At 42.9% G+C, this 19,610-nt stretch carries 17 protein-coding genes and 1 pseudogene; 13 read left to right on the top strand and 5 right to left on the bottom strand.

Features of this window, described 5'->3' with window-relative positions:
• The first annotated feature begins 102 nt into the window (after positions 1-102).
• Positions 103-798 (top strand): ComF family protein, encoded by a 696-nt coding sequence (locus tag ACKTT2_RS20175; protein ID WP_407890167.1) that lies wholly within the window; start codon positions 103-105, stop codon positions 796-798.
• Between the two features lie 77 nt (positions 799-875).
• Entirely contained in the window at positions 876-1,346 is a 471-nt protein-coding gene (locus tag ACKTT2_RS20170; protein WP_407890165.1) for a PPC domain-containing protein, read from the top strand.
• A gap of 74 nt (positions 1,347-1,420) precedes the next feature.
• On the opposite strand, the gene cobS is transcribed toward ACKTT2_RS20170, so the two are convergent.
• Positions 1,421-2,197, bottom strand: coding sequence for an adenosylcobinamide-GDP ribazoletransferase (gene cobS, locus ACKTT2_RS20165; protein ID WP_407890163.1), 777 nt, complete (start codon positions 2,195-2,197; stop codon positions 1,421-1,423).
• 390 nt (positions 2,198-2,587) lie between these two features.
• On the opposite strand from cobS, the gene ACKTT2_RS20160 reads away from it, so the two are divergent.
• The 5 genes from ACKTT2_RS20160 (at position 2,588) to psbM (ending at position 5,315) form a co-directional block, all read left to right on the top strand.
• A complete protein-coding gene (locus ACKTT2_RS20160; RefSeq protein ID WP_407890161.1) occupies positions 2,588-3,040 on the top strand; it encodes a hypothetical protein in 453 nt (150 codons plus the stop codon).
• A 106-nt stretch (positions 3,041-3,146) separates the two neighbouring features.
• The gene (gene tgt, locus ACKTT2_RS20155; RefSeq protein ID WP_407890160.1) at positions 3,147-4,259 is read left to right on the top strand and encodes a tRNA guanosine(34) transglycosylase Tgt; all 1,113 of its coding nucleotides are present in this window, start codon (positions 3,147-3,149) and stop codon (positions 4,257-4,259) included.
• A gap of 122 nt (positions 4,260-4,381) precedes the next feature.
• A complete protein-coding gene (locus ACKTT2_RS20150) occupies positions 4,382-4,519 on the top strand; it encodes a photosystem II reaction center protein K (RefSeq protein WP_407890157.1) in 138 nt (45 codons plus the stop codon).
• A gap of 290 nt (positions 4,520-4,809) precedes the next feature.
• Positions 4,810-5,106, top strand: coding sequence for a 2Fe-2S iron-sulfur cluster-binding protein (locus ACKTT2_RS20145; RefSeq protein WP_407890155.1), 297 nt, complete (start codon positions 4,810-4,812; stop codon positions 5,104-5,106).
• Positions 5,107-5,201: 95 nt separating this feature from the next.
• The gene (gene psbM, locus ACKTT2_RS20140) at positions 5,202-5,315 is read left to right on the top strand and encodes a photosystem II reaction center protein PsbM (RefSeq protein WP_017746279.1); all 114 of its coding nucleotides are present in this window, start codon (positions 5,202-5,204) and stop codon (positions 5,313-5,315) included.
• A 95-nt stretch (positions 5,316-5,410) separates the two neighbouring features.
• Here psbM and ACKTT2_RS20135 read toward each other — a convergent pair whose 3' ends face one another.
• Together ACKTT2_RS20135 and ACKTT2_RS20130 are read right to left on the bottom strand one after the other, a co-directional pair.
• The gene (locus ACKTT2_RS20135) at positions 5,411-6,262 is read right to left on the bottom strand and encodes a universal stress protein (protein WP_407890152.1); all 852 of its coding nucleotides are present in this window, start codon (positions 6,260-6,262) and stop codon (positions 5,411-5,413) included.
• Between the two features lie 466 nt (positions 6,263-6,728).
• A complete protein-coding gene (locus ACKTT2_RS20130; protein WP_407890239.1) occupies positions 6,729-8,834 on the bottom strand; it encodes a M3 family metallopeptidase in 2,106 nt (701 codons plus the stop codon).
• A 546-nt stretch (positions 8,835-9,380) separates the two neighbouring features.
• Between ACKTT2_RS20130 and ACKTT2_RS20125 the strand changes: the two genes are divergently transcribed.
• Positions 9,381-10,790 carry an IS200/IS605 family accessory protein TnpB-related protein gene (locus ACKTT2_RS20125; RefSeq protein ID WP_407890150.1) on the top strand — a complete coding sequence of 470 codons (1,410 nt, stop codon included), beginning with the start codon at positions 9,381-9,383 and terminating at the stop codon, positions 10,788-10,790.
• A 60-nt stretch (positions 10,791-10,850) separates the two neighbouring features.
• On the opposite strand, the gene ACKTT2_RS20120 is transcribed toward ACKTT2_RS20125, so the two are convergent.
• Entirely contained in the window at positions 10,851-11,495 is a 645-nt protein-coding gene (locus ACKTT2_RS20120; protein WP_407890147.1) for a TetR/AcrR family transcriptional regulator, read from the bottom strand.
• Between the two features lie 133 nt (positions 11,496-11,628).
• Here ACKTT2_RS20120 and ACKTT2_RS20115 point away from each other — a divergent pair, with 133 nt between their 5' ends.
• From ACKTT2_RS20115 to ACKTT2_RS20105, 3 genes are read left to right on the top strand one after another with little or no spacing between them, the layout of a single operon-like run.
• A complete protein-coding gene (locus ACKTT2_RS20115; protein ID WP_407890144.1) occupies positions 11,629-12,759 on the top strand; it encodes an FAD-dependent monooxygenase in 1,131 nt (376 codons plus the stop codon).
• Positions 12,743-13,813, top strand: a complete 1,071-nt coding sequence (locus tag ACKTT2_RS20110; RefSeq protein ID WP_407890143.1) for a PfkB family carbohydrate kinase — start codon at positions 12,743-12,745, stop codon at positions 13,811-13,813. The genes ACKTT2_RS20115 and ACKTT2_RS20110 overlap by 17 nt, the downstream gene beginning before the upstream one ends.
• Positions 13,803-16,235, top strand: coding sequence for a glycoside hydrolase family 65 protein (locus ACKTT2_RS20105; RefSeq protein ID WP_407890141.1), 2,433 nt, complete (start codon positions 13,803-13,805; stop codon positions 16,233-16,235). Before ACKTT2_RS20110 ends, ACKTT2_RS20105 begins: the two co-directional genes overlap by 11 nt.
• A gap of 89 nt (positions 16,236-16,324) precedes the next feature.
• Here the strand turns inward: ACKTT2_RS20105 and fdhD are convergent, their stop codons facing one another.
• Positions 16,325-17,152: a formate dehydrogenase accessory sulfurtransferase FdhD gene (fdhD, locus tag ACKTT2_RS20100; RefSeq protein WP_407890140.1), complete on the bottom strand. Its 828-nt coding sequence runs from the start codon at positions 17,150-17,152 to the stop codon at positions 16,325-16,327.
• 696 nt (positions 17,153-17,848) lie between these two features.
• Between fdhD and ACKTT2_RS20095 the strand changes: the two are divergent.
• Together ACKTT2_RS20095 and ACKTT2_RS20090 are read left to right on the top strand one after the other, a co-directional pair.
• Positions 17,849-17,956: pseudogene (locus ACKTT2_RS20095) on the top strand (AAA-like domain-containing protein); the annotation flags it as partial.
• Positions 17,957-18,097: 141 nt separating this feature from the next.
• Positions 18,098-19,180: a class I fructose-bisphosphate aldolase gene (locus ACKTT2_RS20090; protein ID WP_407890139.1), complete on the top strand. Its 1,083-nt coding sequence runs from the start codon at positions 18,098-18,100 to the stop codon at positions 19,178-19,180.
• The last annotated feature ends 430 nt before the right edge of the window (positions 19,181-19,610 follow it).

Here is a 19,610-nt window from a genome sequence, read left to right as displayed (position 1 = left end):
ATTTTCGTGCGATCGGCTAGCTTGAAAATGGTCTAAGTAAATGCGTGTATTAATAAATTGACATATACTGAGAATAACAAGTTGTAATTCTTAGTGTAAAGTATGCCTCTTTGGATGAGAAATTTTCAAAGTTTATTAAATATTTTCCTAAAATCTAATTGTCCTCTATGCGAACGTCCTACTAGTCAAGAAGTTTGCCAAAACTGTACTCAGAAACTACAACGATCTTGTTTGCCTAATCCTGGTGTTCGTTGGAACCAACCTCTGCCAGTTTTTGCTTGGGGAAGTTATGGTGGTACTCTAAAATTAGCGATCGCTACTATGAAATATAAAAACCATCCTGAAATTGCTCGTCCTTTGGGTCAATACCTAGGTAACGCATGGTTATCAAGTAGCACTGCACGAAATACAAAATGCATAGTTGTGCCAATTCCACTTCATTCTGAGAAGCAAAAAAAGCGAGGTTTCAACCAAGCTGCACTAATAGCCCAAAGTTTTTGTGAAACAACAGGATTACAACTAAAAGTCAACGGATTGGAGAGAGTACAAGAAACTGAAGCACAGTATGGTTTAACTGTGTCTGAGAGACAAAAGAATCTAGCTAAAGCTTTCCGAATAGGACAAGATTTTCGTCACATATTAAAAACCCCCGTGTTATTGATTGATGACATTTACACCACTGGTGCGACTGCCAAATCTGCTACCCAAACACTTCATCAATCTGGAATTAGAGTTTTAGGAATTGTAGCAACTGCTACTACCTTCAACCCGAACAACCCTAGTTACAATTCCAGATAAAAACTACACATGGGCAAATTCTAGTCAGGAAAACTATAATTAACCAAACGGCGCTGTTTTCATGGAAGAGTCTCCGAATGGTAAGTAAGGCTTTTGCAGTGGGGTTGAGAAAACTCGCGATTGCGAGTGCCACAGTAGTAGTAATTGGTTTTGGTACAAAAGCAGCTTTTGCTCAACCAGCAAATAAGTTGTATAGTCCGATTCCTTTACCACTAAGTAATGAAATTTCCGATATGCTCTCTGATAAGGATATTCCTACAGGTCAAGGCGGATATGCTCGCGATTACATGGTGAAATTGAGTAAGGGAGATAATTTAGCCATTGATTTAATCTCTGAGAGCTTCGATGCTATCATTACCTTGCTAGCACCCGATGGCACCACTGTAGCAGAAAATGATGACGGTCCCGATGGTAGCAGCAATTCTCTACTTTTTACCAGAGTTTCAGAAACAGGGAGTTACATCGTTCGCGTCCGATCGTTTGGAGAAACCGGAATTGGTGCTTTTAAATTAAAGGTAACACGACTGCAACCAGTTAAGGGGAGTTAGTTGTTAGTTGTGTAGGACAGGCGTCTCGCCTGTCATCGTTAGTAGATAGTAGTCGCTCGTTGTAGCATTAACAACTAACAACTAACCACTAACCAAACCAAAAGTAAAGCTTCTGTCCACTCAACAACTGCACCGTAAGTGTCTCCCGTATGTCCGCCCAACTTACGGTTAAACCAAGCACCTGTAAGAGTAGCGATCGCAATTCCTGCAATTGCCATTCCTAGAGCAAACAACAGACGCTGTTTGTTCAGTAATATTTCCAATACACTTAAACTGACTACCAAGAACAATCCTGGTAACAAATCTTTATAAGAACGAATCGCTTGTTTGTGCAATGCGCCCTTACCAGTTGGTTTGAGGTAAGGATAGCGAACGATTGCCAATTGTTGACCCCAACGTCCCCACCCACAAACTGCCATTAAAGCTAACCAACGATTGTTCTCTAAATCTGTTAAAGCAGCTATTTTTATACCCACCAAAACAACAGCTGCTATTGCACCAAACGCACCCGTTGCACTATCTGCCATCACCTCAAGTCGCCGCTTGGGATCTCCCACTGCCAAACCATCAGCTGTATCCATAGCTCCATCTAAGTGCAATCCTCCGGTTAGAGCAATCCAAATACTGACGAGCAAAGCACTACGAGTCAATATTGGTACTCCTAAATAATTCATTCCAATATCCAACGCTCCCAAAATACTCCCTATGGTCAACCCCACCCAGGGAGCATATTGCGCCACATACTTAAAGTCTAATCCTTCCAGATAAGGCATGGGAATACTTGTATAGAATATTATAGAAGCAGCCATATTTAATATGTGTTGTTTCCACCACTGATGTCGATTGGCCATCTGAAGGAAGAGCAGTAAATTATAGAAGATAAAATGTAGCTTACAAGATGAACCCAAAAGCAAGAAATACGGATAGTTTATTCTTCCTCTTTTTTAAAGCTTTAAATAAGATTTATCCGTATCGGGAACTAATGGAAAAAATTTTGTTATGCTATGCTCAGTGATGATTTGTTATTATGTGTAAATTATCACTAATTGAATTAGCCATAGCAGTCTTAAAAGTCAGTGACAGTACTGTAGTACTGTGACTCACAAATTTATTGATTGCAGCTTTTCAATAGATTGTCCTACAGGTGAAGATTTTGATTAAAATGTAGGGATTCAGCAAAGCTGTAACAATAAAAGTAGAGCTATGTTGAACTCATTTGCGCTCCAAAAAGTGTTTAATTTATGAGTAACCATCTACCCGATACCAAGATACCAGCTCCGTGCATTATTGATACAGGCGTGGTTGTGAATAAGCAAGATATGTGGCGATTACTGACAGATTTAGGTCGCGTTCGCTACATTCACACCCATGAGGGAAAATTGCAGGGCGAGGGAGAGGGGGATGTCATGGAGGTTTTTGCCAATCCGAAACGGTCTACCTTAGTCGCCAACCACACGCTTTATCTGAATGTTTATAGTTTTGATTACTTGGAATTAAAACTGTCTCCGGAAAAAGAGACTTATTTTGACCTGATCCAAGAAGGAATGTGTTTGCGACTGATTCCCCTGTCCATTCCTTTGGAGGAGAGACAAGACCGTTGTTTTCACGTCAGTGCTTTGGAAGCCATGATGGAGCAAGTCTTCTCAGCTAAGTGGGATGCGGAGATGGATGATGATAACTGCGACCTGTTTTAGTTGGTCACTGGTTACTGGTCACTGGTCACTGGTCACTGGTCACTGGTCACTGATTCCCCGAATGTTACTATTAGCTATTAGCCCTTAGCAATTAGTAAATTCTCTCTTGAGTGCACAATTTTCTTTTCAACGTCTTGCTTCCTGTAGCCAGACAAAGGCGCGGGTGGGAGTTTTTTCTACCCCTCACGGTATAGTAGAAACTCCACGATTTATGCCTGTGGGGACGCTAGCAAATGTCAAAACTATGACTCCATCTCAGCTAGAGGACACTGGAGCGCAAATGGTTTTGTGCAATACTTATCATTTACACCTCCAACCAGGTGAAGCAATTGTAGCAGGAGGTGGAGGGCTGCATAAATTTATGGGTTGGAATGGACCAATTCTGACAGATTCAGGTGGGTTCCAAGTGTTTAGTTTAAGTGAAATGCGGAAAATTAGTGAAGAAGGAGTGATTTTTCGCTCGCCCCATGATGGTCAAATTATTAACTTAACTCCAGAACGTTCTATTGAAATTCAAAATACTTTAGGTGCGGATGTCATTATGGCATTCGATGAATGTCCGCCTTACCCAGCCACACGCGAAGAAGTAGAAGCCGCCACACAAAGAACTTACCGTTGGCTAAAACGTTGTGCGATCGCTCATCAACGTCAAGACCAAGCCTTATTTGGTATTGTACAGGGAGGCGTGTATCTCGATCTGCGTTCTCAAGCAGCTTTGTCTCTGGCAGAATTAGATTTACCTGGATACGCTATTGGTGGCGTCAGCGTGGGCGAACCACCCGAACTCATTTCTCACGTAGTCAAAGCAACAGCACCTCTACTACCACCAGAAAAACCTCGTTACTTAATGGGAGTCGGCACATACCGAGAAATTGCTATCGCCATCGCATCTGGAGTTGATTTGTTTGATTGCGTTATTCCCACCCGTTGGGCAAGACACGGTACAGCAATGGTACAAGGCGAGCGATGGAATTTAAAAAATGCCAAGTTTCGCGAAGACTTTACACCGATGGATGAAACTTGTCCTTGTTATGCTTGTCGAAACTTTAGCCGTGCATATATATCTCATTTAGTCAGAGCGCAAGAGATACTAGCGTATACCTTGTTAAGTATTCACAATATCACTGAATTGATTTGCTTTACTCAAAAGATACGAGAAGCAATACTGAACGATACCTTTGCAAACGATTTTGCTTCATGGCTTGACAGTGACCAGTAATCAGTGACCAGTGACCAGTGACCAGTGACCAGTGACCAGTAATCAGTGACCAATGACCACTACCACGTGTTAAGATATTTCTCAATTCTGAAAGCTGTGTTGGATAGGTGGATTTAATAAATATGGAAGCAGCATTGTTGTTGGCAAAATTACCCGAAGCTTATCAAATTCTCGATCCTTTGGTAGACGTTCTGCCAATCATCCCCGTATTCTTCTTGTTGCTTGCTTTTGTTTGGCAAGCCGCTATTGGTTTTAGATAAATCAATTGACTCATTGACCTAAATATAGGCTCAATACTCCCCAAACCCGGCGCTTTTTGGCAGTCGGGTTTTTTTTCTTACACTTTGTCAATAAAATTGATATTTCTTAATAAATTGTAATAAATTAAGAGAGTGGGTAAAATATAAAAATAAAGCGAGTATGTCAGGTAACGCCTTTACCGTAAAATTCGGGAGGTTGTACCTCATGAAGGGCGAACTATAAGCTTTTCATGCTTTCCCTTTATCCTTAATACTTTTTTAGTTGAGTTTACGTAAATGAGGTATCAGAAATGGGTAACATCACATTTGTGAAAGAGAATAAAGAAGTCGTAGCAGCTAACGGCGCGAACTTACGAGAAAAAGCCTTGCAAAACAATGTTGACATATACAAACTTTTTGGCAAGATGATGAATTGTGGTGGGTACGGTCAATGTGGCTGTTGTGTAGTAGAGATTGTTGAAGGCTCGGACAATTTATCGCCCCGTACCGATGCAGAAAGGAAATTATTGAAGAAAAAACCAGAAAATTGCCGTCTTGCTTGTCAAACTCTGGTAAATGGTGCAGTTAGTGTAATTACAAAGCCGTAGCAATATAAAGGATGAAGGTATAAAGTCATATTTCTTTTGCCATGAAATGGTATCCTAAAAGTGTTACCTAGATATTGAAGCGAGGCTGTCTTCCCATGCAAGTTAACGATCTAGGGTTCGTAGCGAGCATTCTGTTCGTTCTCGTTCCTGCAGTCTTTTTAATAATTCTTTACATTCAAACTGCTAGCCGCGAAGGTAAAAAAGATTAACAAGCAGTTCAAAATTCAAAATTTAAGATCGAGAGAACCCCTACACTTATATGGTAGGGGTTTTTATTGAGCGATCGCCGTTCGTTCAACTTTCCTTAATCTACTGTTCGTGCCAACAAAACTGGACAGTTGGCATTCACTCGCACATAATCAGACAAAGATGCACCTAAAAGTCTGTCTATATCTACCAAACTCTTAGCAATAGTAGGACGACGATCTGGAGAACCAAGAAGTAGTAAATCTACTTTCCATTCATCTGCTAAACGACAAATTTCTTCACCTGGTTTACCACTACTGACCACACAACGAACCGGGACACCATATTTTTTAGCTTCTGCAGCAGCGGCGGCTAAAACAGGGCTGTGTTCTGAACTAATTTCATGCCTTTCAGATGCTTTGCCACGCAAATCTGTATTAATATTAGCCAGAAGTAACTCTCCTCCCTTAATATCTCGTAAGAGGAATAGAGCTAAACTTAAGCAATGCTTGGCAGCCTCTGAATTATCCATTGCCACCATAATACGGTTAATTCTTTTGACATAAACGTCATCTTTAACCAACAACATGGGGCGAGAAGATAGTTGGAAAACATACTGACTGACAGAGTTTGATAAAATCGATTGTAGGCGTTTGAGTCCTCGCGAACCCATGATAATCAAGTCAGCTTCAATTTCATCGGCAACCTGACAAACCACAGTTTTGGGATCGCCTTGACGTAAAATAGAGGAAACCCGACTGGGATCTAGGCTCAAATACTGAATAGCATTCGCTAAAATTTTGCCTCCTTCTTCCCATTTAGCTGTCATATTTTCAGCAATCACTTGATCTGGTACAACGTGTAAAACGGTTACTTTTGCTCGTTGAATTGAAGGCACATCCTTTAAGGATTTGAGCATTTCTTCAGCGTGACCTAAGCCGGAGACAGCCAGCAAAATTTTTTCTATCATCTTAGATCTTCTTTGGGTTCAGGTTACCTAATTGACTCAATAATAGTTATTGGTTAATTGTTAGTAGTTAGTTGTTCTAGCAACCACTAACTACTAACCAATAACTACTAACAGTTCGGGTTATTCGTCCCCAGTTTTTGAAAAGATTAACTGGGTTCTTGATAATTCCAGCTTACTATTAATTCTGACCTATGAACTTAACGAATGGTTATTAAATTTATTAGTTGTAATCTATGTTTACTCTTTTTAATTAGAACAAAGTTAAGTAATGCAAAGAAGACTTGAAATAATAGATGAATATGACTTCTATTTTTTTACAAAATATAAAGATGACTATGGTTAAAAACACATCCGACTTTCTCTCATAAATTATCCATCTTGTGGTACGGGCGGGGACGCCCGTACATGAGGTACATGAGTTATGGATAAATATACTAGTGGCAGGCTAGAATCCAGCAACAAATTTTTACGCTGCAACAGCTAAACCATTATGCTTGAGTAGGGGTTCAGTACTTGGTTCGCGACCTCGGAAGGACTTAAAGACCTCCATAGGATGCCGACTACCGCCAAGAGCCAACACCGTCTCTCGATAACGTTTGCCTGTTGCTTTTATGGCTGTCTCGTTATCAAGACCCACTTCTTCAAATGCGGCAAAAGCATCTGCACTTAGAACTTCAGCCCATTTATAGCTGTAATAACCCGCAGCATATCCTCCAGCAAATATGTGTCCAAACGCACATAGGAAGGCATCTTCAGGTAATGGTGGCAGAACAGTTGTGGTTTTGGCTAGACGCGATCGCACATCTTTAGGAGTTTCCGTACCACCCGGACGATAGCGGTGATGGAGTTCTAAATCGACAAGACTGATATGGATTTGTCGCAACATACCAGTACCAGTCATGTAATTCTTTGCTGCTACTAGCTTGTGGTAATAATGTTCTGGTAGAGGTTCCCCTGTTTCATAGTGCTTTGCCATACCAAACAAAGTTGGTTTGTCATAGCACCAATTCTCCATAAACTGGCTCGGTAATTCCACTGCATCCCACTCAACATTATTAATACCTGCCGCAGAAGGATAATCCACCTTTGTTAGCATGAGGTGCAAGCCGTGACCGAACTCGTGGAACAGGGTTTCAACTTCGTCAAAAGTCATTAAGCTAGGCTTACCATCTACAGGAGGGGTTTGGTTGCAAATTAAATAAGCCACAGGTAACCGAACCGTTGTCACTCCATTTTCTACAATCTTGCCACGGTTAATACAAACATCCATCCACGCACCGCCACGTTTTTCAGCAGGACGGCTGTAAGGATCTAAGTAAAAATAAGCAATAGGATGACCCGCTTCATCAGCAATTTGGAAGTACCGCACATCCTCATGCCAAACAGGGGCTTGACCATCAGCAGGGGTAACAGTCATGCCAAATAGTCGATTTACCAATCCGAATAAACCATCGAGAACTTGAGGGAGTGGGAAGTAAGGACGCAACTCTTCAGCAGTAAAAGCAAATTTTTCTTCTCGCTGACGTTCTGCCCAAAATGGAATGTCCCAATGCCACAAATCCTTGGCTTCTGGTGCTCCTTTGGATGCAGCAAAAGCTTTGAGTTCATCCAATTCCTTAACAGCAGCATCATAACTACGGAAACGCAATTCTTCCAACAAAGACGCCACTGCTTTGACGTTAGGAGCCATTTTACTAGCCAAGCTTAATTCAGCATATGTCTGATAACCAAGCAACTCTGCCAGTTCTTGACGCAATTCCAAAATACGTTCGATAAGTGGGTTATTATCAAACTCACCTGACGAAGCACGGGCAATAAAAGCTTTATAAAGCTTTTCCCTTAAGTCTCGTCGGGTACTGTGCTGCATGAAGGGTATGTAACTAGGAGCATCTAAAGTAATGCGCCAAAGACCATTTTCCGTTGTAGCGTTTTCTTCTCCTGCAGATCGTGCAGCTTGTGCGGCTAAGCTAAGTAAGCTAGGGGGTAAGCCATCAATTTCTTCTTGAGTGGTTAAAGTCAAGCTAAAAGCTTTAGTTGCATCAAGCAGATGGTTGGAAAATTTAGTAGATAAATCGGCTAACTCCATCTGGATGGCGTTAAAACGCTCTCTTGCTTCTCCTTGCAAACCAACACCTGCAAGTTCTGCATCTCGAATGGCAGATTCAACAATGCGCTGTTGGGCTGCATCCAAAGTTGCCCAAGTCTCACTGGCGCGGAGTGCTTTGAAAGCATTGTAAATAGGTTGGCTTTGGCTGAGTTTGTTGGAGAACTGAATCACTGGTGGCTGTATAGTTTCAAAAGCTTCGCGCAATTCGGGGCTATTTTTTACACCCATAAGATGATTGACAATACCCCAACTCCAGTACAAGCGTTCTGTAAGATTTTCTAAAGGTTGTACTAAACCACTCCATGTCGGTTCTACACTAGCTTCTAATCCAACGAGTTCTTGGTCTAATTCTGCTAAAAGCTGGTTGAATGCTGGTACAACTTGCTCTGGTTGTATTTCTGCAAAAGGTGGTAAGCCAGAACCTTTTAGTAAGGGGTTATTGGGAATAATAACTGCTTCACTCATCATTGCTGTAAGAGTACCCGGTAAATAAAAACAAAAAGCGACTTTTCTTTCTTGTATCTTCTAATGTAGCGATAGAAGAATGCTATTGCGGGTTTCTTGCAACTGGAGGTGATAGAAACCATACCGCTTGGAACTGTAAGTGCTCTTTTGAACAAAAATGATTCCCCTTACCCCACCCAAAATGTAAATATTTTCTAGTATTTTTGGGTGGGGTAAGGGGAATCCAAGCCTCAAAGCGCAGCAACATTATTCTCAATCCTGATTGTTATCGAAGTCTGACTACACCTGATTCTTGCCCATGCTTCAATATGGAGCCGAACCCAGTTACCTTAGGTTTGCCTAGGTTCCTTAACTCGATCGATTTGTTCTGTCACCCATTTTTCGCGCATACACTGTTGTCTTAGCTCTAGACTTCTCATATTTAGCTGTATATGCTCTGACTTTTTCAGGATTTCGCTTCTGCCAATTTTTCTCTTGATTTTGTTTTAGCCACTTGACTATTACTTAACGTTTAGTAAAATAAAATTAGAGTGGTAGGTCGAACCAATGGGCAAGAAAAGAAAAAATAACAAGAGAAAAAAGAATTTAGCAGAAATAATTAGAACTGATGTTTGGGATTTGGCAATTAAACCAGAAGAAAAACAACAGCTAATTATGACAGTAGAAGAGTATCGAAGGTTCTTAAAGCCTCTTGTCTTAATTATAAATGCCCAATGGGTAAAACTTGCCGAGCTATCTTTAAAGGAAACAGTGGCTGCTATTGAGAAAATAATCCATAAAACAGCAGACAATCCAGAGCCTAAACATAATTATTATCAAAAAGTCGTTTATAAGTATCCATCTTTCCGGAAATTTCCCAGTTATCTAAGAAGGGCTGCTATTGCAGATGCTATTGGTATAGTATCAAGTTTCCAGACTCGTTACAGAGAATGGCAATCTGGCAAAAGGTCAAAACGTGATGCTAAACCGCCACGATTGACGGCAATGTGTAACTCTTACCCATCTTTATATAAGGGTCAACAAATCCGTTATGGTTTAAATTACAGTTCGGTAGATATCAAAGTTTGGAATGGCAAGGATTGGGTATGGATTAAGAAAATACCAGTGAAAGGGCATGGTAACAATAGACATCTCATTGCCAACAATGAGATGCAATCTCCGGCATTAGTGGTTAACAAGAAGACTTGTCAATTGTCTATACCTGTCAAAATTCTGAAAGTAAATAAGGAGGAATCCGATTACGTATGTGCCATAGATATAGGGATCAATAGTAGCAGTGTTTGCAGCATCGTAGATATCAAAGGTACTGTAAAAGCCAGATTGTTTATCAATCCAGCAAGAGACATAGACCAACGCAATCAACGACGCATGATGATAGCTCATAAATCCAAGCAAACCAAAGCAAGAATTGGAAAAGACAAAAAACTACCCAAGGGTTTTTGTAAAGGGCTATATCGCAAATCTTCAAATATTAATTTGGAGATAGCCAGAAAAATTAGTAAGAGAATTATAGAATTTGCCAATTTCCATAAAGTTAAGGTAATTGTTATAGAAAATCTGAAAGGATGGAAAGCTAAGGCAGGTCGGAAAAAATCTCTAACTAAACAAAAATTCCATCTTTGGTGTCATCGAAAAATATTTGAGACATTAACCCAGAGATGGTCAGAGTTGGGAGGGATTGTTCAAGCTGTTAATCCTAAATACACGAGTGCCTATGCTTATGATGGAAGCGGAAAAGTCAAACGGAATAAAAATAATTATTCTATAGCTAAGTTTCCAAGTGGTAAATTTTATCAAGCCGATCTCTCTGCCTCTTACAACATTGCTGCTAGGTATTGGTATTGTGTCTTAATAGGTGACAGCACATTCTCTAGAGTATTCGTAGATAGAAATTCAACGAACAAATCGCGGACGCCGATAACGCTGGGGACGTTGTGGGGACTGAGTGCCTCATAGCGTAAGAATCCCCAACCATAATCGTCAGATTTGGTTGGCGGTGCGTTCAACAGCTAGCAGTCAGGATTGTCGTACACCTGCTAGGATTAGCGCGATCGCTTCAGTGGTGTGCTGCTCTAGCATTGGTTTGCTCAAAAGCCGCTTACCCTGGGGAAACTGCTGAATGTTTCCTGCACCAATAAAATAGAACAAGCAAGTTCCCATAATATTAATTGCAGACTGAAACGGATCGAGTGGACGAAATATCCCCTCAGCCACGCCTTGTTGCAGAATTGCGATCAAAGTAGTATCAATACTCACAGAGCTACTGTGTTTATAGTACTTTCCCTGGTTTTGCACTGCTTCGTGAAACATGATAGTCGGGAGTTTTGGGTTACGCGATACACAACCGAGCAATGCTCTCAAAAATCTTTCCAACGCGACTTCACCAGACAAATCCTCCAACTGTAATTGCTGAATTGTTTGCCTTAGATCGGTATGCGATCGCTCCAAGACCGCTTGATACAAACCTTCTTTATCTTTAAAGTAGTAATAAATCATCGACTTTGCAACACCTGTTTTGGCGGCGATCGCTTCTGTTCGCGCCGCCGTAAAACCATGTTGGGCAAATTCTTCTTCCGCTGCTGCCAAAATCACAGCTTGAGTCGCTTCAGCATCTCGAACTGGCTTGGCATTCTTTACTTTTTCTGATTTTGTACGCGCCACAGTTGTTACAGGATTCAAAGAACTTATGAATCAGTATACCTCTTCCCGACTGAACAGTCAGTTGACAAGAGCGCGTCAAACCTGTTTGATGAAAATTAACTAACTGACAAGTCTGTCGACAAATTTGGGATATATGAAAAAAGTAATCATCATCGGTGGTGGAATTGGCGGTGCTGCAACTGCGCTCGCCCTGAGTCGTGCTGGGATTGAGCCTGTCGTCTACGAGCGAACTAAAGAGTTGCAAGAAGTCGGGGCTGGAATTGCGCTTTGGGCAAACGCAACCCACATCTTGAAGAACTTAGGTTTATTGGAAGAAGCGATGAAAGTTGGTTATCTCACCACAAACTATCAATTCAATTCGCAACGTGGCTTTGAGTTAGTGAACGTCGCACTTGATGGCTTTGAGTTGCCCGTTATTGGAATTCATCGTGCCCAATTGCATCAGCTATTGTGCCGCAATGTACCGGGTGAGAAATTTATTTTGGGAGAAACTTTTGAGCGATTTGAGCGCAAGGACAATCGGGTTTATGCCTATTTTGCTTCAGGTTTGAGCGTTGAAGGAGATGCGTTAATCGGCGCGGATGGGTTGCGGTCGCAAGTCAGAGCCGCCATTTTAGGTGACGAGGCTCCCACTTACCGAAATTTCAAGACTTGGCGTGGTTTAACCGATTATATTCCAAGTGCATACCGTCCTGGTTACATTCAAGAATTTTTAGGATGCGGTAAAGGATTCGGTTTCATGATGCTTGGGCTTGGCAAAATGTATTGGTATGCAGCAGCAACCGCACGCCAAGCACAACCAGATGCTGCGCTCGGTCGTAAAAAAGAGCTATTGACAATGTATCAGGATTGGTTCAGAGCCATTTCTGAGTTAATCACTGCTACAGATGAAGCCAATATTTTGACCACAGATTTATACGATCGTCCGCCAAAACAGCCTTGGAGTCAGCAAAATGTTACGCTACTCGGTGATGCTGCCCACCCCATGCTACCCACTATGGGGCAGGGCGCTTGTACAGCTTTGGAGGATGCTTATGTCGTTGCCCAATGCTTGCAAGCACAACCAGATCTAAGTATTGCTTTTCAACAGTATGAGTCAGAGCGTTTTCCGCGTACCAAGGCAATTGCCCTTGCATCGAGGCAATCCGGCAAGATGGGCGAATTGAAAAACCCGGTAGCTGTGGGACTTCGCAATACTTTTATGAAGGCAATGGGTTCAGCGATCGGCAACAGTTTCAAGTCTTTTCATGCTTACCGAGCCTAGTCACTCACAGATAACTACGAAGTTTACAGTACTGCACTGGCTATATATTGAGCGAAGTTTTACAATACTTAAAGAATGTGAAAGCTTCAGAAAAGACATGATGAGTCCAGGGACAGTTATCTCTCTTGGTAGCGTCAACGCTGACTTCCAAGTGCGCGTCGATCGCCGACCAAATCTGAACGAGACGCTCCCAGCACACGATTTTATCAAACTTAGTGGCGGCAAAGCGGCGAATGTTGCCTATCTTGCTCGCCGCCTTGGCATCAGCGCGACACTGATTGCGCGTGTTGGTGCCGATTCATTGCAGGAGCAGGCGCTACAGCCGCTACGCGAGATCGGCGTTGACCTCCAATACGTGCGTGCCGTTGAGGGTAAATCAACTGGTGTTTCCATGATTACAGTTCCGCCCGATGGCAACAAGGGAATTATACTGGCTGAAAATGCGAACCAGGACTGGTGCTCGGAAGATGTTCCCATGGTTAGCAGAGCTATTGAAAATGCACCGCCCGGATCGGTACTGGTGGTTGACTATGAAATAGCACCCTTCATGGTCGAGCATGCGATCGCCATTGCTTGCGAGGGAGGAATCCCGGTGCTCCTCGATCCATCACCAACAGATCGGGTCGAGCAGAAAATATTCTCCCAGGTTAACTACATCCTCCCTGACGCTGGTGAGGCGAAGAGGTTAACTGGCATTGAGAGTGACTCGGTCGATAGTGCTGTCCAAGCCGCACGCTACTTTGTAGAGCACGGTGTTGAGAACGCTTGCGTGAAGCTGAGTGATGGTGGTTGTGTTCTCGCAAACCGTGAGATAGTACTGCACGTTCCACCCATCTCGGTAAACGTCGTCGATACCACAGGCGCAGGCGATGCCTTTGCAGGTGGTCTCGCCGTAGCTGTACTTGAAGGTCGCTCGTTGCGTGATGCTGCCTGCTTTGCTACGGCTGCCTCGCACGCCGCTGTGACCAAATACGGTTCTCAGCCTGCATATCCAACGCGCTCGGAGATCGACGCGCTCTTTAAACAACTCATAAACCAAACTCATGTCTTATAGTAACACGTGTGATTTAGAAAGCGCCTGGACTATTAGCTTTGAAGACTACGAGCCTGAAGAGGAAGGTCACCGGGAATCCCTCTGCGCTCTTGGAAACGGCTATTTTGTCACTCGTGCGGCAGCTTTTGAGGCAACTGCCGATTGTATTCATTACCCTGGTACCTACCGAGCAGGGATCTACAATCGACTCGTTAGCCATATTGAAGGCGAAGATGTTGACGATGAATCGATTGTAAATCTGCCTAATTGGTTGTTGCTAACGTTTCGTATTGAAGGAGGCGATTGGTTTTCGATTGACAATGTTGAAATTCTTTCATATCACCAGAAGCTTCACCTTCGGCACGGTGTCCTACAGCGAGAAATTCAGTTTCGGGACTCCCTGGGGCGGCAAACGCTTCTTCGCGAACAACGCTTTGTCAGCATGGCTCTACCGCATCTTGCTGGGTTAAATGTTGAACTCATCGCCGAAAACTGGTCTGGCAATTTGGAGATTCATTCAGCCATCGACGGGCGTGTAATTAACAACAATGTCGATCGCCAGAAAGAGTATAGCAAGCAGCACCTCGAGCCTTTGGAAACCGGAACACTCGAACCGGAAGGTATCTGGCTCAAAATGCGTACCTGTCAGTCGCATATCAATATTGCATTGGCAGCACGTACCCGCGTGTTTGTCAATGGTAACGCAACTGATTCGGTACGAGTTTACGACTGTGAGGAGGCACAGGTTGTAGAGAGGATTCATTTGTCTGTCAAGCGCGGCAGTGCGATCGCGATTGAGAAAATTGCCGCCTTATACACGTCACACGACTACGCAATTGGCGAAAGCGGAGAGGCAGCACAGCAAGCAATCCAAGATGCACCTAGCTTTGTGAGTCTGCTTGATGCACACAAGCGAGCGTGGGCGCTCCTGTGGATGCGCTGCGAGATCGACATCGCTCCAGTAGAGTACCTACGTGCGATACGGCTGCATATCTTTCATATATTACAAACTGTCTCACCTCATACAACTGACATTGATGTGGGTGTGTCAGCTCGTGGTTGGCACGGCGAGAACTATCGCGGACACATTTTTTGGGATGAGACCTTTGTGCTGTCGTTCTTAGCCCCCCGCTTTCCTACTGTTGCGCGATCGATATTGCTGTATCGCTACCGTCGCCTCAACTTTTCGCGGCACTTGGCTCGTCAACACGGTTATAGTGGCGCAATGTTTCCTTGGCGTAGCGCCAGTACTGGACGCGAAGAGACACCCCGTTTTCAGTTCAATCCGCTCTCCGAGCATTGGATACGGGATAAAACTTGCTTGCAGCACCACATCAACGCGATTATTGCTTTCAATGTGTGGAAGTACTATACAGTTACCAACGACATTACGTTTCTATGTGACTACGGGGCTGAACTGATAATAGAGATAGCACGCTTCTGGGCAAGTATTGTGACATATAACCCCAAATGCGATCGCTATGAAATTCTTAGTGTAGTTGGTTCAGATGAATACCATACCGCCTATCCAAATACGGAGATTCCTGGAATTGACAACAACACTTACACTAACGTTATGGCAAGCTGGACACTTTGTTGTGCGCGAGAGGTGCTCAACATACTACCACCCTCGCCCTGCGCCGAACTTTGCTACAGGCTCAAGCTTAGCCAAGACGAGATCGAGCACTGGAATGTTATTAGCCAAAAGATGCATATAGACTTTCATAATGATGGTATATTAAGCCAGTATGAAGGATTCGAGAACCTTTCGGAGTTTGATTTACAGCAGTTTCACGAACAACACGGTTCTCAACGTGTTGACTGGGTTCTTGAAGCTGAAGGCGATGATATCAATCGATATCAAGTGACCAAGCAGGCTGATGTAGCAATGCTGTTCTTTCTGCTGACTGAAAAAGAAGTGACGGTACTGTTGGAACGCCAGGGATATCAATTTAACCGGAAGCAGATGCAACGCACAATCGAGTATCATCTTCAACGCACAGCTCACCAGTCCACCCTGTCGCGTATTGTTTACGCTGGCGCACTTGCTACACTTGATAGTGATAAATCCTGGCAATTATTTGCTAAGGCGTGTTTTACCGAGATCTCGGACAAAGACAGTAAAGAGACAATAGGTGGAATCCACTTGGGTATGATGGCAGGTACGTTGTATATCCTCCACTATCACTACCTTGGTTTGCGTATCCAAAATGGTAGTATATACTTAGATCCATCGTTACCAACACACCTCAAACGGTTATCCATTAGTCTCCATCACCGAAGCAACGATCTGCAAATTGAAATGATAGATAATCACTTAAGCATTTCAGCCGCGTCTGCGAATACAGAATCTGTCAAAGTTACTTGTCAGGGTCAAACAATGGATCTACAACCAGATACCTCGGTAGCAATTAATCTGGCACATACTAAGCTCTTGGCTTAGGGACTTCCAAATAAAAAAGTCTTCAAAAATCTCTTGTGGGACGGGCGAGACGCCCGTTACTTTTATTAGCACTGGAAGCCGTTTCGCCTTCATTCTATCCTTTCTAACCCAGCATATACATTGAACTTTTCGCCTCGCAAAAATCCAATTAAAGTGATTCCAAATTCCTTTGCTATGGATACAGCTAAACTACTAGGTGCAGAAACAGAACAGACAATAGGAACTCCAGCAGCTACAGACTTTTGCAAAATTTCAAAACTAGAGCGTCCGCTTACCATCACAATGCGATCGCTCAAAGGTACTTGCTCATTCAGTAAGGCTGAACCTATTAACTTATCTAATGCATTATGGCGTCCGACATCTTCATGTATGGTTAGCAGTTGTCCTTGAGTATCGAATAAAGCAGCTGCATGCAAACCACCTGTTACATCAAACACGCTTTGGGCTGCTCTCAGTTTATTTGGTAATGTGTAAATAATGTCAGATGTAACTGTTAATCCTGTAGGAATGGGTGGATGATTTCGCAAGCGCAAGGCTTCAAGACTAGCCTTACCGCAAACTCCACAGGCACTAGTTGTATAAAAATGCCTTTGTAGTGTTTGTAGATCTGGATTTAAGCCTTCTCGAAGGGTTATGTTGACAATGTTGTAATGTTGTTCGCCATCTACCAAGTTGTCTACGCAATAACTGATGCGTTTGATATCTTCTCTACAGTTAATTATGCCCTCGCTGTAAAGAAACCCAGCAGCTAGTTCAAAATCTGCTCCAGGTGTTCGCATTGTTATTGCAACTGTTTGGCGTGGAAATGCAAAGCGAATTTCCAGAGGTTCTTCAGTAGCGAGATTGTCAGAACGCGATCGCACTTTACCGTTCTCTATCAGCCAAACAGTTGCTTTAGTTTTGCTTCGAGTTGGCATTGTCTAACAGTACCAGGAAATAAATTATTTCATAAACCGAGCCAATAGTATCACCTGCCGTCACACCTAGCATCTTATTCATTTATCCTCGCTTTCTATCTAAAGACAGATTGATTATTTTTTCAATATCTCTAAAGATAGACATATATTAAAGTCAGGGTATCTGCAAAACCTTTAATTGAGCGATACTAATTTCCCAAAAAAATGCTAAAAGTAATTGGGATAATTACATTCTTGGCACGAACAAGCAAAACAATGTCAGCACCCCGCACTAAAGTGACGGGGCTTCGTGCCTCGGAATTTTAGTTAGCTGACCAGCCTAAGTACTCAGGTACTACGTTATTGGCAAGGTTAAAGTCCTACCTACAGATGCGTAGCCAGTCTGTAGCACTAGAACTGGATGGTTAAACAGATTTACGAGGGGTAAGTCAGTGCTGTCTGGATAGTACCGACCAGTAACTTTGGCGAGGCTCACATTACCGCGAAAGCGAGGCTCAATTGAGCAACCCATTATGCGTACAGAGGGAACAATGTCAGTTCATAACTGCCTGAACGAAAGTAGACGGCAATTCTACCCGGCATTTAGTACCTCCAAGGCGGTAATGGAGTAAGACTGCCCTTGAAAGGGCTTCCGTCGTGTTTCCTCCACGGGCTAAAGCCACGTGAAGGAAACACTTCCCACTCTTGTTTTATAAAGTTTGGCAAAAGTTGCGATTAGTTGTAGTTCATTCTACAGAGATTTATATTGAATTAAATATTAATGAGTCACCTTTTAACATTGGCTTAGTAGTTCATTTGCCAGAGCAAGAGCATTTCAGCAAGCGATCGCTTTAAAACTTATAACACCTCTCACGGGCAAGAAGCAGGAAATATTTTTATACTTTATCCTGCTAAAAGCTATCATAAAGGCAAAGACACGCTTGTAAATTTCTTGAGGAAATTCTGATGACAACAATGCTGTCTGCGCCTAATTCTATTGAATCTTTGTTGGGTAAAGAAGCAGAAGACTTGCTCACCTACAAGGCAAAAATTTCTAAAGATTTGTTACATCTACCAGGACCAGACTTTGTAGATAGAGTGTGGCTAAGTAGCGATCGTAACTCTCAAGTTTTGAGGAATCTACAAACCCTTTATGCTACTGGGCGTCTTGCCAACACTGGATATGTATCGATTCTCCCAGTAGATCAAGGAATTGAACATTCAGCTGGTGCGTCCTTTGCACCCAATCCCATTTATTTCGATCCAGAAAATATTATCAAGCTAGCAATAGAAGGAGGTTGCAACGCTGTTGCTACAACTTTAGGAGTGCTAGGAGCAGTTTCACGCAAATATGCTCACAAGATTCCTTTGATTGTCAAAATCAACCACAATGAATTGCTGACTTATCCCAATCAATTCGATCAGGTTTTATTTGCCTCAGTTGAACAAGCTTGGAATTTGGGTGCAGTTGCAGTTGGAGCGACAATTTATTTCGGTTCAGACCAGTCTACCAGACAAATTCAGGAAATCAGTCAAGCTTTCAAACGCGCTCATGATTTGGGAATGGTAACAATTTTATGGTGTTATTTGCGGAATAATGCCTTCAAGCAAGACCAAGATTACCACCTAGCTGCCGATCTGACAGGACAAGCAAATCACTTGGGCGTGACGATTGAAGCTGACATTATTAAACAAAAGTTGCCAGAAAATAACAAAGGATACGGAGCTGTTGCCCAAGGAACTGGAAAGAGTTACGGTAAAACCAACGAGAGAGTTTATACTGACTTAACCACAGACCATCCAATTGATTTAACTCGTTACCAAGTTCTCAATTGTTACTGCGGGCGTGCGGGGCTAATTAATTCTGGAGGGGCTCCTGGTAGAAATGACTTTGCAGAAGCAGTTCGCACAGCTATTATTAACAAACGTGCTGGTGGAACGGGGCTAATTTCTGGCAGAAAAACATTTCAACGTCCCTTTGAGGAAGGCGTCAAACTATTTCACCTCATCCAAGATATCTACTTATCCTCTGAAGTGACTATAGCTTAATGTTGAACAGTCATTAAGAATTGAGACTGGGAAATTCGCCATTGGGGATCGAGCGTTACTCCCTTCCCGCGCTTATGATTACCTAAACACGTTTGGTGGGCATACCCACCCCACCAATAGGGGATGGTACATTTTCTAGGGGATGGTGCATTTTCTAGAGGATGGTGCATTTTCTTGTGGAACGGGCGAGGACGCCCGTTGTAGATAAGAAGGCAGGCGAGGCGAGGACGCCCATCCTACGATATGTGTTTATTTACGTAAATAGCTGTAATGCGTCAAGAGATAATACGCTATAACCGCTCAAAACAAAGCCCCCTTCCTAACTAGAGGAAAGAGGGCTTTGCGATGTATAGAACCTGGCACCGAGCTATTTTTGCGGGCGGCTACCCGCCAACTATCGTCGCCGCATCAATGTTTCACAACTGAGTTC

Source organism: Scytonema hankhaensis NUACC26 (genome assembly GCF_045865695.1).
Classification (GTDB): Bacteria; Cyanobacteriota; Cyanobacteriia; order Cyanobacteriales; family Nostocaceae; genus Scytonema.
Note: the sequence above shows the minus strand (reverse complement) of the source record. Positions and strands in the feature narration are given on the sequence as shown.

Excerpts from the sequence above, each read along its gene's own strand:
- ACKTT2_RS20175 (WP_407890167.1), top strand. The coding sequence starts at position 103 with ATGCCTCTTTGGATGAGAAATTTTCAAAGTTTATTAAATATTTTCCTA.
- ACKTT2_RS20160 (WP_407890161.1), top strand. The coding sequence starts at position 2,588 with ATGAGTAACCATCTACCCGATACCAAGATACCAGCTCCGTGCATTATT.
- ACKTT2_RS20090 (WP_407890139.1), top strand. The coding sequence starts at position 18,098 with ATGACAACAATGCTGTCTGCGCCTAATTCTATTGAATCTTTGTTGGGT.
- ACKTT2_RS20135 (WP_407890152.1), bottom strand. The coding sequence starts at position 6,262 with ATGATAGAAAAAATTTTGCTGGCTGTCTCCGGCTTAGGTCACGCTGAA.
- psbM (WP_017746279.1), top strand. The coding sequence starts at position 5,202 with ATGCAAGTTAACGATCTAGGGTTCGTAGCGAGCATTCTGTTCGTTCTC.
- ACKTT2_RS20105 (WP_407890141.1), top strand. The coding sequence starts at position 13,803 with ATGTCTTATAGTAACACGTGTGATTTAGAAAGCGCCTGGACTATTAGC.
- ACKTT2_RS20150 (WP_407890157.1), top strand. The coding sequence starts at position 4,382 with ATGGAAGCAGCATTGTTGTTGGCAAAATTACCCGAAGCTTATCAAATT.
- ACKTT2_RS20170 (WP_407890165.1), top strand. The coding sequence starts at position 876 with ATGGTAAGTAAGGCTTTTGCAGTGGGGTTGAGAAAACTCGCGATTGCG.
- ACKTT2_RS20130 (WP_407890239.1), bottom strand. The coding sequence starts at position 8,834 with ATGAGTGAAGCAGTTATTATTCCCAATAACCCCTTACTAAAAGGTTCT.
- ACKTT2_RS20110 (WP_407890143.1), top strand. The coding sequence starts at position 12,743 with ATGCTTACCGAGCCTAGTCACTCACAGATAACTACGAAGTTTACAGTA.
- cobS (WP_407890163.1), bottom strand. The coding sequence starts at position 2,197 with ATGGCCAATCGACATCAGTGGTGGAAACAACACATATTAAATATGGCT.
- ACKTT2_RS20115 (WP_407890144.1), top strand. The coding sequence starts at position 11,629 with ATGAAAAAAGTAATCATCATCGGTGGTGGAATTGGCGGTGCTGCAACT.
- fdhD (WP_407890140.1), bottom strand. The coding sequence starts at position 17,152 with ATGCCAACTCGAAGCAAAACTAAAGCAACTGTTTGGCTGATAGAGAAC.
- ACKTT2_RS20125 (WP_407890150.1), top strand. The coding sequence starts at position 9,381 with ATGGGCAAGAAAAGAAAAAATAACAAGAGAAAAAAGAATTTAGCAGAA.
- ACKTT2_RS20145 (WP_407890155.1), top strand. The coding sequence starts at position 4,810 with ATGGGTAACATCACATTTGTGAAAGAGAATAAAGAAGTCGTAGCAGCT.